General features: G+C 50.8%; 14 protein-coding genes. All 14 read left to right on the top strand.

Translation table 11 applies throughout. The features are described from left to right. Positions 1-19: 19 nt before the first annotated feature. Genes rsmH through ftsZ form a run of 14 tightly spaced genes read left to right on the top strand, consistent with a single transcriptional unit; the run spans position 20 to position 16209 of the window. Positions 20-955 carry a 16S rRNA (cytosine(1402)-N(4))-methyltransferase RsmH gene (gene rsmH / locus PRUB_RS03620; RefSeq protein WP_010383656.1) on the top strand — a complete coding sequence of 312 codons (936 nt, stop codon included), beginning with the start codon at positions 20-22 and terminating at the stop codon, positions 953-955. Continuing rightward, entirely contained in the window at positions 955-1275 is a 321-nt protein-coding gene (gene ftsL / locus PRUB_RS03615) for a cell division protein FtsL (RefSeq protein WP_010383655.1), read from the top strand. The genes rsmH and ftsL overlap by 1 nt, the downstream gene beginning before the upstream one ends. After that, positions 1272-3086 (top strand): peptidoglycan glycosyltransferase FtsI, encoded by a 1815-nt coding sequence (locus PRUB_RS03610; RefSeq protein WP_010383654.1) that lies wholly within the window; start codon positions 1272-1274, stop codon positions 3084-3086. The genes ftsL and PRUB_RS03610 overlap by 4 nt, the downstream gene beginning before the upstream one ends. After that, the gene (locus PRUB_RS03605; RefSeq protein WP_010383653.1) at positions 3076-4554 is read left to right on the top strand and encodes a UDP-N-acetylmuramoyl-L-alanyl-D-glutamate--2,6-diaminopimelate ligase; all 1479 of its coding nucleotides are present in this window, start codon (positions 3076-3078) and stop codon (positions 4552-4554) included. Before PRUB_RS03610 ends, PRUB_RS03605 begins: the two co-directional genes overlap by 11 nt. Further along, complete coding sequence (locus PRUB_RS03600; protein WP_010383652.1) at positions 4551-5954, top strand: UDP-N-acetylmuramoyl-tripeptide--D-alanyl-D-alanine ligase; 1404 nt, start codon at positions 4551-4553, stop codon at positions 5952-5954. The genes PRUB_RS03605 and PRUB_RS03600 overlap by 4 nt, the downstream gene beginning before the upstream one ends. Beyond that, complete coding sequence (mraY, locus tag PRUB_RS03595; protein WP_010383650.1) at positions 5948-7030, top strand: phospho-N-acetylmuramoyl-pentapeptide-transferase; 1083 nt, start codon at positions 5948-5950, stop codon at positions 7028-7030. Before PRUB_RS03600 ends, mraY begins: the two co-directional genes overlap by 7 nt. Before the next feature lie 22 nt (positions 7031-7052). Then, positions 7053-8378, top strand: coding sequence for a UDP-N-acetylmuramoyl-L-alanine--D-glutamate ligase (murD, locus tag PRUB_RS03590; protein WP_010383649.1), 1326 nt, complete (start codon positions 7053-7055; stop codon positions 8376-8378). Beyond that, positions 8372-9547 (top strand): cell division protein FtsW, encoded by a 1176-nt coding sequence (ftsW, locus tag PRUB_RS03585; RefSeq protein ID WP_010383646.1) that lies wholly within the window; start codon positions 8372-8374, stop codon positions 9545-9547. The genes murD and ftsW overlap by 7 nt, the downstream gene beginning before the upstream one ends. Beyond that, positions 9544-10608: an undecaprenyldiphospho-muramoylpentapeptide beta-N-acetylglucosaminyltransferase gene (gene murG / locus PRUB_RS03580; protein WP_010383645.1), complete on the top strand. Its 1065-nt coding sequence runs from the start codon at positions 9544-9546 to the stop codon at positions 10606-10608. The genes ftsW and murG overlap by 4 nt, the downstream gene beginning before the upstream one ends. 38 nt (positions 10609-10646) lie before the next feature. Further along, positions 10647-12056 (top strand): UDP-N-acetylmuramate--L-alanine ligase, encoded by a 1410-nt coding sequence (gene murC, locus PRUB_RS03575; protein WP_052026387.1) that lies wholly within the window; start codon positions 10647-10649, stop codon positions 12054-12056. Next, positions 12053-12961 (top strand): D-alanine--D-alanine ligase, encoded by a 909-nt coding sequence (locus PRUB_RS03570; protein ID WP_010383643.1) that lies wholly within the window; start codon positions 12053-12055, stop codon positions 12959-12961. Before murC ends, PRUB_RS03570 begins: the two co-directional genes overlap by 4 nt. A gap of 1 nt (position 12962) precedes the next feature. After that, the gene (locus PRUB_RS03565; RefSeq protein ID WP_010383642.1) at positions 12963-13742 is read left to right on the top strand and encodes a cell division protein FtsQ/DivIB; all 780 of its coding nucleotides are present in this window, start codon (positions 12963-12965) and stop codon (positions 13740-13742) included. Further along, positions 13739-14974, top strand: coding sequence for a cell division protein FtsA (ftsA, locus tag PRUB_RS03560; RefSeq protein WP_010383641.1), 1236 nt, complete (start codon positions 13739-13741; stop codon positions 14972-14974). The genes PRUB_RS03565 and ftsA overlap by 4 nt, the downstream gene beginning before the upstream one ends. A gap of 20 nt (positions 14975-14994) precedes the next feature. Then, positions 14995-16209 (top strand): cell division protein FtsZ, encoded by a 1215-nt coding sequence (gene ftsZ / locus PRUB_RS03555; RefSeq protein WP_010383640.1) that lies wholly within the window; start codon positions 14995-14997, stop codon positions 16207-16209. Positions 16210-16294 lie beyond the last annotated feature (85 nt).

The following is a 16294-nucleotide window of genomic DNA, read 5'->3' as shown; positions in this document are numbered from 1 at the left end:
GGGGTGAAAACCAAACTTTATGGCGACAGAATGGCAACATATTTCAGTGCTGATGGCTGAAACGCTGGATGCATTGAATATCCAACCCGATGGCACCTATATCGACGGCACATTTGGCCGCGGAGGCCACTCGGGTGAAATACTGAAGCGGCTGAACGAGCAGGGCAAATTGCAGGCCATCGATCAGGATCCGCAAGCGATTGCGGCCGCTCAGAAATTTGCCGACGATCCGCGTTTTAGTATCGCCCATAATCGCTTCTCGCACATTGAGAGCGTTGCCCTTGATGCCGGCCTGTTGGGTCAGGTCGATGGTATTTTGTTGGATATTGGTGTGTCGTCACCTCAGCTGGATGACGCTGAGCGTGGCTTTAGCTTTATGAAAGATGGTCCGCTGGATATGCGGATGAACCCGACTGCCGGTCGTAGTGCTGCACAATGGCTGGCGGAAGCCGAGCTGGAAGATATGGTGTTTGTGATCAAAAAATATGGCGAAGAAAAGTTTGCCCGTCGGATTGCGACCAAGATCATTGAAACCCGTGAACATACTGAGATCACTTCCACCAAGCAGCTGGCCGAGTTAATTGATGAAGCGGTGCCGGTCAAAGACAAGCACAAGCACCCGGCAACACGTACCTTTCAGGCTATCCGCATTTACATCAACAGTGAGTTGGAAGAAATTCAGACGGCACTGCAGGCCGCACTGGCTGTGCTGAAACCAGGTGGTCGCCTGGTAGTGATCTCGTTCCACTCTCTGGAAGATCGCATCGTTAAGCAGTTTATCAAGAAACAAAGCAAAGGGGAGGCTGTACCTCGAGGTTTGCCACTGACAGACGCGCAGTTAAAACAAAACCTGACCTTAAAGGCGGTGGGTAAAGCCATTAAGCCCAGTCAGGCTGAAATTGATGCCAACCCGCGGGCACGGAGCTCGGTACTGAGAATTGCCGAGAAACTGTAATGAAAAAACATCAGCGTCAGCCGAAATTGTTCATAGAGATGTGCCAGTTACTACTGGCCAACAAGCTGACGTTTGTCCTGCTGGCGGTGACCTTAGGGTCGGCACTAGCTGTGGTACAGGTGACCCACCTGACTCGCCAACAGCTGATAGAGCAGGACAGGTTGTTACAAAAACGCGACGAGCTGGATCTGGAGTGGCGCTATTTGCTGGTTGAGGAAGAGTTTTACTCACAGCATGCACGCATTGAAGAAGTGGCCAGAACCCAGTTACAGATGAAGCGGCCAACCAGTAAAGAAGAGCAGGTGATCATACTACCATGAGTCCGGCGAAAAAGACCTCAGTCAATCTAATCAGCTGGCGCTTTGCGCTGGTCAGCGTGATGCTGGTGCTGGTATTTGCTGCGCTGATCGCCCGTGCTGCCTATTTACAGGTGATTGAGCCCGATAAAGCTCGTTCGGAAAACGCTAAACGGACAGTCCGGGTAGAAACTGTACGGGTGCAGCGCGGTATGATCTTCGACCGTAATGGCAAGGAGCTGGCAGTCAGTGTGCCTGTGGTCAGCGTCTATGCCGATCCTAAAGCGCTGGATAAGGCATTGTCGAAAAAAGTGCTGAGAAAAGCTCGGCGCAACGGTGAAGATACGCAAGCTTTGGCCGATAATGCGGTTGAACTGAGTGCCCGTAAACAGGCATTTTATCAGGACGAAGTGCGCTGGCGTGAGCTGGCAGATGTCCTGCAAATCAAACAAGAAAAGATAGACAAACGCCTGCGCGACAATCCCAAGCGCCGTTTTGTCTACTTAAAGCGCCAGGTGACGCCTGCGGTCGCCAATTATATTCGTCAAATGCGCCTGCCGGGGATCCACCTGCTCGATGAATCTAAGCGTTATTACCCCAATGGTGAAGTGACTGCGCATGTACTGGGTGTGACCAACATTGATGGTATCGGCATCGAAGGGATTGAAAAACTGTATGATAAAGCGATGACAGGTACCGAAGGGCGCCGCACCATTCGTAAAGATGCGCAGGGACGTGAGGTCCAGGTATTGGCTGAAGAAGAACGGGTAGAGCCGGAAGATGTCCACCTGAGTATCGATCTGCGGATCCAGGCTATCGCATATCAGGCGCTGAAATCGGCAGTACTGACCTATCAGGCAACATCGGGCTCGGCTATGGTGGTTGATGTGCATAGCGGCGAGATCCTGGCAATGGTCAACAGTCCGAGTTTTAACCCCAATGACATGAGCGATGCTGCGCCGTATAAACGTCGCAACCGGGCCATTACCGACCTGTTTGAGCCGGGCTCAACACTTAAACCTTTGGCTGTTTTAGCAGGTCTGGATCATGGGGTTATCCAGGCAGACGACACCATAGATACGTATCCGGGCTGGATGCGTCTCAATGGCGGACTGGTCAAGGACGAGCGCAATCACGGCGAAATGACACTGCGCGAAATTCTTAAAATTTCCAGTAACATGGGTGTCGCTAAAATCAGCCAGATGTTGCCCAAAGAGTATTTTGTTGGCCTATATCAACAGGTTGGCTTTGGCGAAGACACCGGCACTATGATGATTGGCGAAAGCTCAGGCTTGTTCTATCCTAATCGCCGTTGGTCAGACTTTGAGATTGCAACTTTATCTTATGGCTACGCTGTTTCCGTTAGTACGGCACAAGTGGCCAGACTCTATGCGACGTTTGGCGCTGGGGGGATCTCCCGGCCGCTAACCATTATGAAGCAGGATGGACCGGTACCAGGCGAACGGCTGTTCCGTGAAGAAGACGCCCTGGCAGTCGTTGAGATGATGGAGTCGGTTTTTGAAAAAGGGGGCACCGCATCCAATGTGATTGTTGATGGTTATCGGGCTGCTGCTAAAACTGGTACGTCAGAAAAGGCCATTGCAGGCGGGTATGGTGACGAGTATGTGGGTTATTTTGCCGGTGTCGCACCGGTCAGTGACCCTCGTCTTGCAGTGGTGGTTATGATCAATGAACCTGGTGGTGATGTTTATTACGGGGGTCATACGGCTGGGCCTGTGTTTGCTGAGATAGTCTCTAATGCACTGAGGATTTTAAATGTGGCGCCGGACAAAGACCGCGTTGCTTATTTATCGAGGCCTGACAATGACACGTGACTTGAGCCAGGCACTGGCTAACATCGGGGTTTCATACCCAACGATCGTGATTAATGAATTGCGCCTGGACAGCCGAGAAGTGGGTCCGGGCGATTGCTTTATTGCTCTTCGCGGTCATCAACAAGATGGTGGTCACTATGTTGCTGCGGCATTGAGTCGTGGTGCTGCGTTGGTGTTGGCAGATGCAAACTGTGCTGTCGATGTGGCAGATGCGCGCGTTTTGCAGATCACCGCTCTGGCAGACAAAGTGGCTAAGCTGGCCGCGACATTCTATGGTGACCCCAGTCATGGCATGACCTTAGTGGGTGTGACGGGGACTAACGGTAAGTCCACTACAACGGCGATGATAGCGCACCTGGCCAGTGCGTGTGGTTTGCCAGGTGGCGTGATTGGTACTTTGGGATATGGGGCGCCTGATTCGCTTACTCCATTGCATAACACCACGCCGTCTCACGTGGATTTACAACGTATTTTAAATGAGTTGCGTCACAGTTATCAGCTGGCTGCCATGGAGGTGTCTTCTCACGGACTCGTGCAGGGACGGGTGGCTCAGTGCCAGTTTGATGTAGCCGTGTTTACTAATCTCAGTCGCGACCATCTGGATTATCACGGCACTATGGAAAATTATGCCGAGGCGAAGCTGCAACTGTTTAGCGAATGCCAGCCGCACTATGGGGTGGTTAATATTGATGATCCCTGGGCACAGCGCTGGCTGCAAGCGGGTAAAATCGGCCACCCGGTAGGCTTTGGCCGCAAGCCGGTTGATGACCGCTTACACGAAACGTTACAACACTTTGTGTACTTTAGTGAGGCGCAATTTAACAGTCAGGGGATACATTGCAGGCTGCATACCAGCTGGGGTGACGCTGAGATCAGTACCCCCTTATTTGGTGAATTTAACTTGTATAACCTGAGTGCAGCATTTGCAGTACTGCTGACTCAGGGGATCCCTTTAACGCAGTTGGTTAAAGGGGCGGCACAATTACAGCCCGTAACTGGTCGCATGCAAGCGATTGACGTGGCTGGACAGCCAACATGCGTGGTGGATTACGCCCATACGCCAGATGCACTGGCACTGGCACTGCAGGCACTGCAGCTACATGTACCAGGCAAAGTGACCTGTGTGTTTGGTTGTGGTGGGGAGCGCGACAAAGGTAAGCGCGCGCTGATGGCGCAGGCGGCTGAGCGCTATGCGGATACCCTGGTGATCACCAGTGACAATCCGCGCGGGGAAGATCCACTCGCCATTATTAACGACATTAAGGCTGGGCTCAGTAAGCCTGAGTATGCTCTTTGTCAGCCTGATAGGGCAACTGCCATACGCGAGGCAATTCAGGGCGCTGATCAACATAGCGTGATCCTGATCGCCGGTAAAGGGCATGAGGACTATCAGATCATAGGTAACCAACGCCTGGCTTTTAGTGATATTAGCTGGGCTCAGACAATTTTATCAGGGGAAAGTGCATGATCAAGATGGATCTCTCTTGGCTTGCGGATGTACTGAAGGCCCCTTTTGACGGGCAAAACTGCAGTGTTTCCAATATAAATACAGATACACGTACAATTAGCGAAAACGAAGTGTTTCTGGCACTAAAAGGGCCAAATTTTGATGGCCATAAGTTTGTTGCCCAGGCGCAACAAAAAGGCGCAATTGCCGCCATTGTGGACCATCCAGTCGACGTTGATATTCCTCAGCTGGTTGTAAAAGACACCAGGCTTGCGCTGGGACAACTTGGTCAGGCTGTTATACGTCAGGTGTCGCCAAAAACCCTGGCGATTACTGGTAGTGTGGGCAAGACCACGGTGAAAGAAATGTCGGCGGCGATTCTTTCTCGTCTGGGCAAAGTGCTGGCCACAGCCGGAAATTTTAACAATGACATTGGCGTGCCACTGACCTTGTTAAGACTCAGCGAAGACGATGAGTTTGCGGTCATTGAACTGGGGGCAAACCACATCGGTGAGATAGCGTATACCAGCAACCTGGTAAACCCTGATGTGGCCGTGGTGTGCAATGTCGCACCGGCACATATCGAAGGCTTCGGCTCGATAGAGGGCGTTGGTCAGGCTAAAGGAGAAATTTTCTCCGGACTCAAAGACAACGGCGTCGCTGTGTTGAACTGCGACTGTCGCTTTGCGCCAATGTGGGAGCACACTCTGACCACCCAGCGGACCAGTCGTTTTTCCATGGCACAACAGCTTGATCTGTGGGTAGAGGAAATCAGCCTGGACACACTGGGCCGCGCGACCTTTGCTCTGTGTCAGGGAACGCAACGCGTCACCATCACACTTCCATTGCCTGGTGAACACAATGTTATGAACGCCTTGATTGCGGCATCCTGCACCGTGCAGTTAGGTGCGACGCTGGAAGATGTCAAAGGTGCGTTAGAAAGCATGGCTGAGGTGAAAGGGCGCGTTAACCTGATTGAAGTGTCTGAGACGTTGCGGGTAATAGATGATAGCTACAACGCCAATGTGCGCTCCGTTAAAGCGGCTATAGACTTACTGGCCGGCATGCCGGGCTATCGGGTGTTTGCGCTGGGGGATATGAGCGAGCTGGGCGAAGAGGCACGGCAATATCATGAGGAAGTAGGTGAATATGCCAAAGAAAAAGGCATTGATGCGCTGTTTTCTCTGGGGGTGCTGAGTCGCTATGCCAGCGATGTGTTTGAAACTGCGAATCGTCACTTTTCTCAGCGCGAACATATGTTACTGGCAATTAAGCAATTACTGGCTCAGCGCGATGACATCTGCACTGTGGTGGTGAAGGGGTCGCGCAGTGCGCGTATGGAGCTGCTGGTTGCCGACCTGGTCGAGGCTTCAAAAGTGAATAACATCGACGCTGATAGTGAAGAGGAAAAACCATGTTAGCCTGGTTAGCAGAATATCTGACGCAGTACTATAGCGGCTTTAACGTTTTCTCCTACCTGACGTTGCGCGCGATCCTGGGGATCCTGACGGCGTTAATGATCTCTTTGTATTTCGGGCCTAAATTGATCCGGGGCTTACAAAGAATGCAAATTGGCCAGACTGTCAGAGACGACGGTCCGGAATCACATTTATCTAAGTCAGGCACACCCACCATGGGCGGGTTATTGATTTTAGGGGCTATTTTTGCCAGTACGCTCCTGTGGGGTGACTTGGGCAACAAATACGTCTGGGTCACCTTGTTCGTGATTGGTTCATTGGGTGTCGTCGGGTTTGTTGACGACTATCGCAAAGTGATCCGCAAAGACAGCAAGGGCCTGATAGCCAGATGGAAGTATTTCTGGCAGTCAGTGATTGCCATTTCTGTGGCTGCGTTTATCTATTTCACTTCTACGGACCCGTCTGAAACGGTGCTGGTGGTGCCCTTTTTCAAAGATGTACTTCCTCAGCTTGGGCTGTTTTATCTGGTGATGAGCTATTTTGTGCTGGTGGGCACCTCTAACGCAGTAAATTTGACCGATGGACTTGATGGCCTGGCCATTGTGCCGACCATTTTAGTGGCATCCGCACTCGCCATTATCGCCTATGTAACCGGTAATGCTGTGTTTGCAAATTATCTCCACATTCCTCATATAGCCTCTGCCAGCGAGCTGGTGGTGGTCTGTACCGCGATTGTTGGCGCGGGACTAGGGTTTTTGTGGTTCAACACCTACCCAGCACAAGTGTTTATGGGCGATGTCGGCTCACTGGCGTTGGGTGGCGCACTGGGTATCATCGCTATTTTAGTACGTCAGGAGTTAGTGCTGGTCATTATGGGTGGCGTATTTGTGATGGAAGCCTTATCGGTGATTTTACAAGTGGGCTCTTATAAGCTGCGGGGACAGCGAATATTCCGGATGGCCCCGATCCACCATCATTACGAATTAAAAGGGTGGCCGGAGCCCAGGGTGATTGTGCGATTTTGGATTATTTCAATCATATTAGTGCTGGCGGGGCTGGCAACGTTAAAGATCCGCTAAAGCAGTACACTAAGGTGTTGATATGGGTTATTTAGAAACCTTAAAAAACAAACACATTACCGTGCTCGGACTGGGTGTAACCGGTCTGGGCATTGTGCGCTTTTTGGTGCGCCATGGGATCACACCTAAGGTTGTAGACTCTCGACCAGTGCCGCCAGGGGCAGACTGGATGAACCATAATCTGCCAGAGTGCGAAGCGGTATTTGGCCCGCTTGCAGAGGCTGCACTGAGTGCCACCGATCTGGTTGTGATCAGCCCTGGAGTACCGTTATATGAGACTTGTGTTGCGCAGGCTATCGCCGCTGGCGTCGAAGTGATCGGTGACGTGGAGCTATTTGCACGGCTAAATGAAAAACCTGTGATTGCCGTGACTGGTTCGAATGGTAAATCTACCGTTGTGAGTCTGGCTGCTGAAGTGTGTCAGCAAGCTGGCCTGAAGGTCGGGTTGGGTGGCAACATTGGTACATCCGTGCTTGACCTGCTGGAGCAGGACTTTGATGTGTTTGTACTGGAACTGTCGAGCTTTCAGCTAGAAACGACGCACAGTTTGCACTGCCTGAGTGCGATGATCCTCAATATCACCGAAGATCACATGGATAGATACCCGGACTTTGCCGCGTATTGTGAAGCAAAATTACGTATCTATCAGCAGGTCGATTGTCTGGTCTATAACGCTGAAGACCCGCGTACCTTTGTACCTCATGACAACGCATTGAGCGTGGCACTTGATAAGGCTGATTGTTGTTTAGCAGAAGAAGGTGAACAGACCTACTTTGCATTACATGGCAACAAGCTATGTCCGACAGAGGCGCTGGCAATGCCAGGCAAACACAACCAGTTTAATGCATTAGCTGTGATCGCACTTTTGTCTCCGCTGGGGCTGCCAGATAGCGCTTTCATTGCGGCCTTTGGCACTTTTAAAGGGTTACCACATCGCTGCCAGTTGGTTGCTGATGTGCAGGGCGTACGCTATTTCAATGACTCTAAAGCAACCAATGTAGGCGCGACCGTCGCGGCGTTGGAAAGCCTGGCGGGTGAACAAGGCCAGATCCTGTTGATCGTGGGGGGCGACGCCAAAGGGGCTGACCTGTCTCCACTCAAGACCCCCTTACAGCACTACTGCAAAACAATTTTCTGTTTTGGTAAGGATGGCGCTGACTTTATGCCATTACACCCCCGTAGCCAGAAGGTCGATAATCTGAGTGAGGCGGTGGCACTGGCTGCTCAGCAGGCAACGGCCGGGGATCTGGTATTACTGGCACCGGCTTGTGCCAGCATTGATATGTATGCCAACTATATGGCCCGTGGTGAGGAGTTCTGTCGATTAGTTGAGGGGCAGACATGCTGAGTATGACCGCACTGCGGCACAACTTCACCCCAACCTCTTCGGATTCGTTGTTCGATGTTCCGTTGTTGTACGCCATGTTATGCCTGGTTGGGATTGGGTTTGTGATGGTGACCAGTGCTTCTATGCCAGTGGCGGAGCGCTTGTATGATAACCCGTATCACATCGTAACGCGTCATAGTATGTTCCTGGTAATGGCAATGGTATTGTTCTGGCTGAGCACCACAGTGCCCATGACCTGGTGGAAACGGTTTAATCCATATTTACTCTTGTTGGGCCTGGTCTTATTGGCCGTTGTGCTGGTTGTGGGACGCGAAGTGAATGGTTCAAAACGCTGGTTGCCCGTTGGTCCAATCGGTTTTCAAGTCGCTGAAGCCGCAAAGCTCTTTTTCTTCAGTTATATTGCCGGCTATCTGGTCCGTAAACGAGATGAAGTACAGGAAAACCTTAAAGGGTTTGCAAAGCCCATTATTGTGTTTGCTGTGTATGCATTTCTGATCCTGATGCAACCCGACCTGGGGACCGTCGTGGTGATGTTTGTCACCACTGTCGGGCTGTTGTTTTTGGCGGGTGCAAAACTTTGGCAGTTTTTTGCTCTGATGCTGACCGGTGTGTTGCTGGTGGTGATGTTGATCATTTTTGAACCTTATCGTATGGCGCGTGTGGTGGGTTTCCTGGAACCCTGGGAAGATCCCTTTGGCAAAGGTTACCAGTTAGTGCAATCGCTGATGGCTTATGGTCAGGGGGGCTGGTTTGGTCAGGGGCTGGGTAACAGTGTTCAGAAGTTACAGTATTTACCGGAAGCACATAACGACTTTATTTTTGCTGTGGTCGCTGAGGAACTTGGCTTTATCGGCGTTTTTTGTGTCCTGATGACGCTGGCCACACTGGTTTTCAGAGCTTTACTCATCGGACAAAAAGCACTCAAAGCGGGTAAAGAGTACGAAGGGTATTTGGCACTGGGTATTGGGATCTGGTTTGCATTCCAGACCGTGGTTAATGTCGGTGCCAGTGCGGGCATGCTGCCGACCAAAGGGCTGACTTTGCCCTTCATCTCCTATGGAGGCTCAAGCTTATTAATCATGACCATTGCAGCTGGTCTATTACAGCGCATTGACTTTGAAACTAAGCTGTCAACGCGTCAGGCAACCTCGCGTGGAGGTAAAAAATGACCAAGCGCTTATTGGTGGTCGCAGGCGGAACTGGCGGACATATTTTCCCGGGAATAGCGGTGGCCAAAGTGCTTGAAGCTCAGGGCTGGCAGATATCCTGGATCGGCACCGCAGATCGGATGGAGGCACAAGTGGTGCCTGCGCATGGGATTGACATCGATTTTGTTGATGTCAAAGGCGTGCGTGGTAATGGCATTAAGCGTTTGCTCAATGCCCCTTTGATGGTGCTCAGGGCCGTTTTTGCGGCTAAAGCGATTATTCGCCGCCGCCGTCCGGATGTGATTCTGGCAATGGGTGGCTATGTGACCGGACCTGTTGGCCTTGCCGCCAAGTTAGCCGGGGTCCCTTTGGTGATCCATGAGCAAAATGCAGTGGCCGGATTGAGCAATAAATTGCTGGCGCGTATTGCAAGCAGAGTATTGGCCGCATTTCCCGACGCTTTTGCCGAGCGTCGTCATGAGGTTGTCGGTAATCCTGTGCGCTTAAGTGTGGCTCAGATCAGCCCAAAGCGACCAGGTCAGGCTGTTAACGTGTTAGTGGTGGGCGGTTCTTTGGGGGCTAAGGTGCTGAATGACACCGTGCCTGAAGCGATGGCACTGCTTATTGACACGACATCGTGTGATTTACAAGTCTGGCATCAAAGCGGCAGGGGGAATGATACCGGCCTTGAGGCTGATTATCAGCGTTATGGCCTGAATGCCAAAGTAGCAGAGTTTATTGATGATATGGACCAGGCCTATGACTGGGCCGACGTGGTTGTGTGTCGCGCAGGTGCTTTGACGGTCAGCGAAATTGCGGCCGCAGGCAAAATGGCAGTGTTCGTGCCTTTGCCTCATGCCGTGGATGACCATCAGACTGCCAATGCGCGTTTCTTAGTGGATGAGTCGGCGGCCTTGTTGATCCCGCAGTCCGACTTATCTGCACAGCATTTATGTGACACTTTGGTACCTTATTGTCGTGATCATGCCCTGATCTGGGAAAAAGCGAATAAAGCAAAAGCCTGCGCTCAGTTGTCTGCAACTCAGTCAGTCGCAGCCATTTGCGAAGAAGTAACGAATTAAAAGAGATAACAGTGAAAGAAATTAACAGACGCAGAGCCATGAGGCGCATTAATACCATCCACTTCATCGGAATAGGTGGTGCTGGTATGGGTGGTATTGCGGAGGTACTGGCCTTTGAAGGGTACCGAATTACGGGCTCTGACATTGCCCAGAATGCGATGACGGAGCGTCTTATTCGTGCTGGGGCTGAAGTGTTTATTGGCCATGATGAGAATAATATTAAGGATGCCGACGTCGTAGTGGTCTCCAGTGCCATCGATACCAGCAACCCTGAGATCCAGGCGGCCAAGCGTGCCCGGGTGCCAGTCGTACGACGTGCCGAGATGTTGGCTGAATTGATGCGTTTTCGCCATGGTATTGCAGTGGCGGGCACACATGGTAAAACCACAACGACCAGTTTAATTGCCAGTATTTTTGCTGAAGCCAGGTTAGACCCCACTTTTATTATTGGTGGCTTACTTAACAGCGCCGGGAGCAATGCGAAGGTAGGGAGCAGTGATTACTTGATCGCAGAGGCGGACGAAAGTGATGCGTCATTTCTGCATTTGCAGCCTATGGTCTCAGTGATCACAAACATCGAAGCGGATCATATGGATACATATGATGGTGATTTCGAAAAGATGAAAGACACCTATGTCGAATTTGTACATAACTTGCCATTCTACGGCCTGGCAGTAGTGTGTACCGACTCGGAGGTAGCCAAAGAGCTATTGCCACGATTCGCCAGACCTGCAATCACCTATGGGGAAAATCCCGAGGCGGATTACCGTATGGTGGACTTTGAACAAACGCAGAATCGTAGTCGCTTTAAAGTGGTGCACAAATCCGGTGAGCAGCTCGAGGTGACGCTGAGTATGCCAGGTAAGCACAATGCGTTGAATGCCACAGCGGCCATTGCAGTGGCAAAAGATCATGATATAGGGAATGAGGCTATTTTAGCGGCTCTGGATAAATTTGCCGGGATTGGACGCCGCTTCCAGCACTATGGCTCGTTCCAAAATGAACGTGGTGAAGTGATGTTGGTTGATGACTATGGTCATCACCCGTCAGAGGTGGCAGTGACTATCCGTGCTGCGCGTGCAGGTTGGCCGGATAAACGTTTGGTTATGTTGTATCAGCCGCATCGTTATACTCGTACCCGCGACCTCTATGAAGACTTTGTTAAAGTGCTTAGCGAAGTAGATCAATTGTTGTTGTTAGACGTGTATAGTGCGGGTGAAAATCCCATTGTTGGGGCTGACAGCAAGAGTTTATGTCGTAGTCTGAGGCAACGCGGTGTGGAACCAATCCATGTTGTGGATGGCCAGGATTTAAAAGCGGTTCTGGCAGATGTGCTGCGTGATAATGATCTGGTGATCACTCAGGGTGCAGGGAATATTGGGCAAATTGTAAAACAACTGGCAGCAACAGAGTTGTCGGTCGAAAAGCTGAAGCAAGGTGCATTATGAGTAAGTTTGGCAAAGTCGCGGTGTTGCTGGGTGGCTTGTCTGCTGAGCGAGAAGTGTCGTTAAAGTCGGGTCAGGCAATTATCAATGCACTGGAAGAAGCGGGTGTTGACGTCGTGCCATTCGATCCGGCCGAGCGTAATTTGTGGGAACTAAAAAGCCTGCAAGTAGATCGAGTCTTTATTGCTTTGCATGGTCGTGGTGGTGAAGATGGCACTGTGCAGGGCGCGCTGGAATTTATGGGTTTGCCTTATACCGGCAGTGGGGTGTTGGGCAGTGCACTAGCGATGGATAAAATCCGCTGTAAACAGTTGTTTGAGTCTGCCAAGTTGAGTACGGCTCGCTATTGTGTGGTCAAGGCGGAACAAGAAATAGATACCACGGCACTGATGGCTAAGTTCGGAAAGGTCATGGTTAAGCCCAGTCATGAAGGGTCAAGCATAGGTATGACTCAGGCGGCGTCGGCGCAGGAGCTGCAAGACGCGCTCAACGAAGCATTTAAATATGACGATGAAATTCTGATTGAGCAATGGATTGACGGCCGGGAGTTTACCGTTGCCATGCTGGGGGAAGAGGCGTTACCTGTGATAGAAATGCGCACGCCTCGAGGGTTCTATGACTATCAGGCTAAGTATCAGGTTAACAGTACGGAGTATTATTGTCCGGCAGACATCAACACTGCTTACACTGAGCAGTTACAGGTAATGGCTAAGCATGCGTTCGAATTAGTGGGCGCAACAGGCTGGGGCCGAGTGGATGCGATGCAAGATGGGAATGGCCAGTTTTATTTGCTGGAAGTGAATACGGTCCCTGGCATGACAGAGAAATCACTGGTGCCGATGGCCGCGAAGCAAAATGGGTTGTCATTTAAGCAATTAGTTATTCGCATTTTGGAGCAAACCCTTTAATATGCGTGCTCTTTTGGGAAAAATCGTCGCAATAAGGCAGAGTGTCAACTGGTCTTTGCTGTTTGGTGTCGGCTTTTTCCTGATCGTGCTTATTGGTCTGATGCAAAGTGGGTTGTGGATCCGAGACTGGTTGACCCAGCACAGAGACACCCAAATTAAGACACTGACAGTGCTTGGTCAGCCATATTATACGGCCGAAAATGACATTGTATTGGCGATCCGTAAAACAGATCTGTCGAGTTTTTTTGAACTGGATGTTAAGGCAGTACACGATGCGGTACAAGCACTACCTTGGGTAGCCACCGTTTCAGTCAGGAAGCAGTGGCCTGATGCCTTGCAGGTGTATGTGGTAGAGCATCAACCGGTTGCATACTGGAATAGTGACCTGTTGTTAAATCATGCTGGTGGCGTATTTCAGGCTAACAGCACGCGGCTGCCAGAGACTTTACCGGAGCTCTATGGCCCGGAAGGCAGTGAAGTGGAAGCCTGGCAGACCTTTTTACAATTAAAAGAAATGCTGGCTGTAAATCAGTTTAATTTGGTCAGTCTGGCACTCTCTGAGCGCTTTGCCTGGCAGCTGTGGTTGGATAATGGTATACGGCTTAACCTCGGTCGGGAAGACAAAGCACAGCGTGTGCAAAGATTTATAGATGTTTATCCGAGGCTGGAAAAGCCAGAGGGAGCTCAGGTCGATGTAATTGACCTGAGATATGATACGGGACTGGCGGTTAGCTGGAAGTTCAGCCAGAACGAAGACAATAAAGATAAGAGTAAAGCATGACCAAGTCGGCAGAGAGAAACTTAGTGATTGGACTGGATGTGGGCACTGCTAAAGTGGTCGCAACGGTTGGGGAGATCACCGCAGACAACCAGTTGAGCATTGTGGGTGTCGGGAATCAGGTTGCCCATGGTATGGACAAGGGCGGCGTGAACGACCTGAACCTGGTGTCTGACTCCATCAAACGGGCAGTTGATGAGGCCGAGTTGATGGCTGATTGCCGAATTAGTTCCGTCTATCTGGGGATTTCGGGTAAACACATTCAGTGCCAAAACGAAAGTGGCGTGGTTGCCATAAATAATAATGCTGAAATCACTGATGATGACATTGCCAATGTGATCCACATTGCTCGTTCAGTGCCTATGTCTGCCGAGCGTAAGATGCTGCACTCATTACCCCAAGAATACAGTGTGGACATGCAAGAAGGCATTAAAAACCCACTGGGTATGAGTGGTGTGAGGATGGAAGCGAAGGCGCACATTATCACTTGCTCAAATGACATGGCAAAAAACATTGAGAAATGCGTTGAGCGTTGTGGTTTACAAGTCGACCAGCTGACCTTTACGGCACTGGCATCCTGCTACTCTGTGCTTACTGAAGATGAGAAAGAATTGGGTGTGGCAGTGGTGGATATTGGTGGCGGTACCATGGACATAGCAATCTATGTCAATGGCGCGCTACGTCATACCGCCGTGATCCCGGTTGCTGGCAATCAGGTGACGGGTGACATTGCGAAAATTTTCCGCACTCCTATTTCTCACGCAGAATCGCTGAAGGTACAATATGCCTATGCCAGCAGCCAGATGGCCAGCAATGAAGAAACGATTGAAGTACCCAGCGTGGGGGGACGACCTGCGCGAATTATGTCTCGACATACCTTATCTGAGGTGGTCGAGCCCAGATTTCGAGAGCTGTTTGAGCTGGTGCTTGAAGAGATCCGACGTTCTGGATTTGAAGATCAGATTGCCGCAGGGATCGTACTGACCGGCGGCAGTGCAAAAATGAAAGGCGCACTGGAAGTGGCAGAAGACATTTTCCAGATGCCCGTTCGTGTTGGTAAGCCAGTAGGGATAACTGGGTTAACCGATTATGTTGATGATCCGGCATACGCAACAGCGGTAGGTTTGTTACAATACGGCCGAACGCTGCAAGTCAAGAATGCACACAGGACAAAAGCGGATGCCGAAGATGGTTGGTGGAACCGGATCACTAAGTGGTTCCAAGGTGAGTTTTAAGCTCAAGTCGGAGAGTGAAGATGTTTGATATTATGGAACAACACGGCGAAGAAGCCGTTATTAAAGTCATCGGCGTCGGTGGCGGTGGTGGTAATGCCGTAGAGCACATGGTAAAGCAGGAAATTGAAGGCGTTCGCTTTATAGTGGCGAACACGGATGCGCAGGCATTACGCAAATCCTCAGCCGATGTGACCGTGCAGCTGGGTACTCAGATAACCCAAGGTCTGGGTGCCGGTGCGAATCCTGAAGTAGGTCGCAGCGCAGCAGAAGAAGACGTTGAGGCTATCAAAGCCAGCCTGGAAGGCGCCGATATGGTGTTTATCGCTGCCGGTATGGGTGGCGGAACAGGCACAGGTGCAGCACCGGTTGTGGCACGCGTTGCCAAAGAGCTTGGGATCCTGACCGTCGCTGTTGTAACGCGTCCTTTCGACCTGGAAGGCAAAAAGCGTATGGCTGCGGCTGATCAGGGCATAGGTGAGTTGTCAGAAATTGTAGATTCACTTATCACAATTCCTAACAACAAGTTACTTAAAGTTTTGGGTAAAGGCACTACATTATTAGATGCCTTCGCTAAAGCAAACGACGTATTGTACGGCGCGGTACAGGGCATTGCTGAACTGATCACCCGTTCAGGTCTGATCAATGTGGACTTCGCGGACGTACGTACGGTTATGTCAGCGATGGGTACCGCAATGATGGGCACCGCGGCGGCCAGTGGTCCAGATCGGGCACAGGAAGCGGCTGAAGCTGCGATTTCCAGCCCACTGCTTGAAGATGTTGATTTAACGGGTGCTAAAGGCATCTTGGTTAACATCACCGCAGGTATGGATATCACAATCGAAGAATTTGAGATTGTGGGGAACCATGTGAAAGCATTGGCGTCTGAAAATGCAACTGTGGTTGTTGGTGCGGTTATCGACCCTGAAATGAGTGAAGAGCTGCGCGTGACCGTTGTTGCAACTGGACTCGGTGGTGAGCGTAAACCGCAATTTGGCATTGTCGATAATGGCCTGAAAAAGGCGGTTGGCTCTGACAGCGAAGGCGGTAAAGGGCAGAATATGTTTGTGCCAAGCTTTACGCAAACAGCGAGTGAAGGTAGTGAGCCTGAGCAAGGTAGCGCTGCACCATCTGAGCCTAAATCGCCAAGTACACCTGCATCTTCGAATAACGCTGGTGGCAAGGAAAAAGGGGATTACTTTGATATCCCTGCGTTTTTACGCAAACAATCTGATTAACGTCAGGTTAAAAAACAAACGATTGGCAGCTGGTTCTATCTGTGATAGAATTTGCGGTCTATTTATTCATTAACCAGTCAGAAGC

Source organism: Pseudoalteromonas rubra, assembly GCF_000238295.3.
Classification (GTDB): Bacteria; Pseudomonadota; Gammaproteobacteria; order Enterobacterales; family Alteromonadaceae; genus Pseudoalteromonas; species Pseudoalteromonas rubra.
Note: the sequence above shows the minus strand (reverse complement) of the source record. Positions and strands in the feature narration are given on the sequence as shown.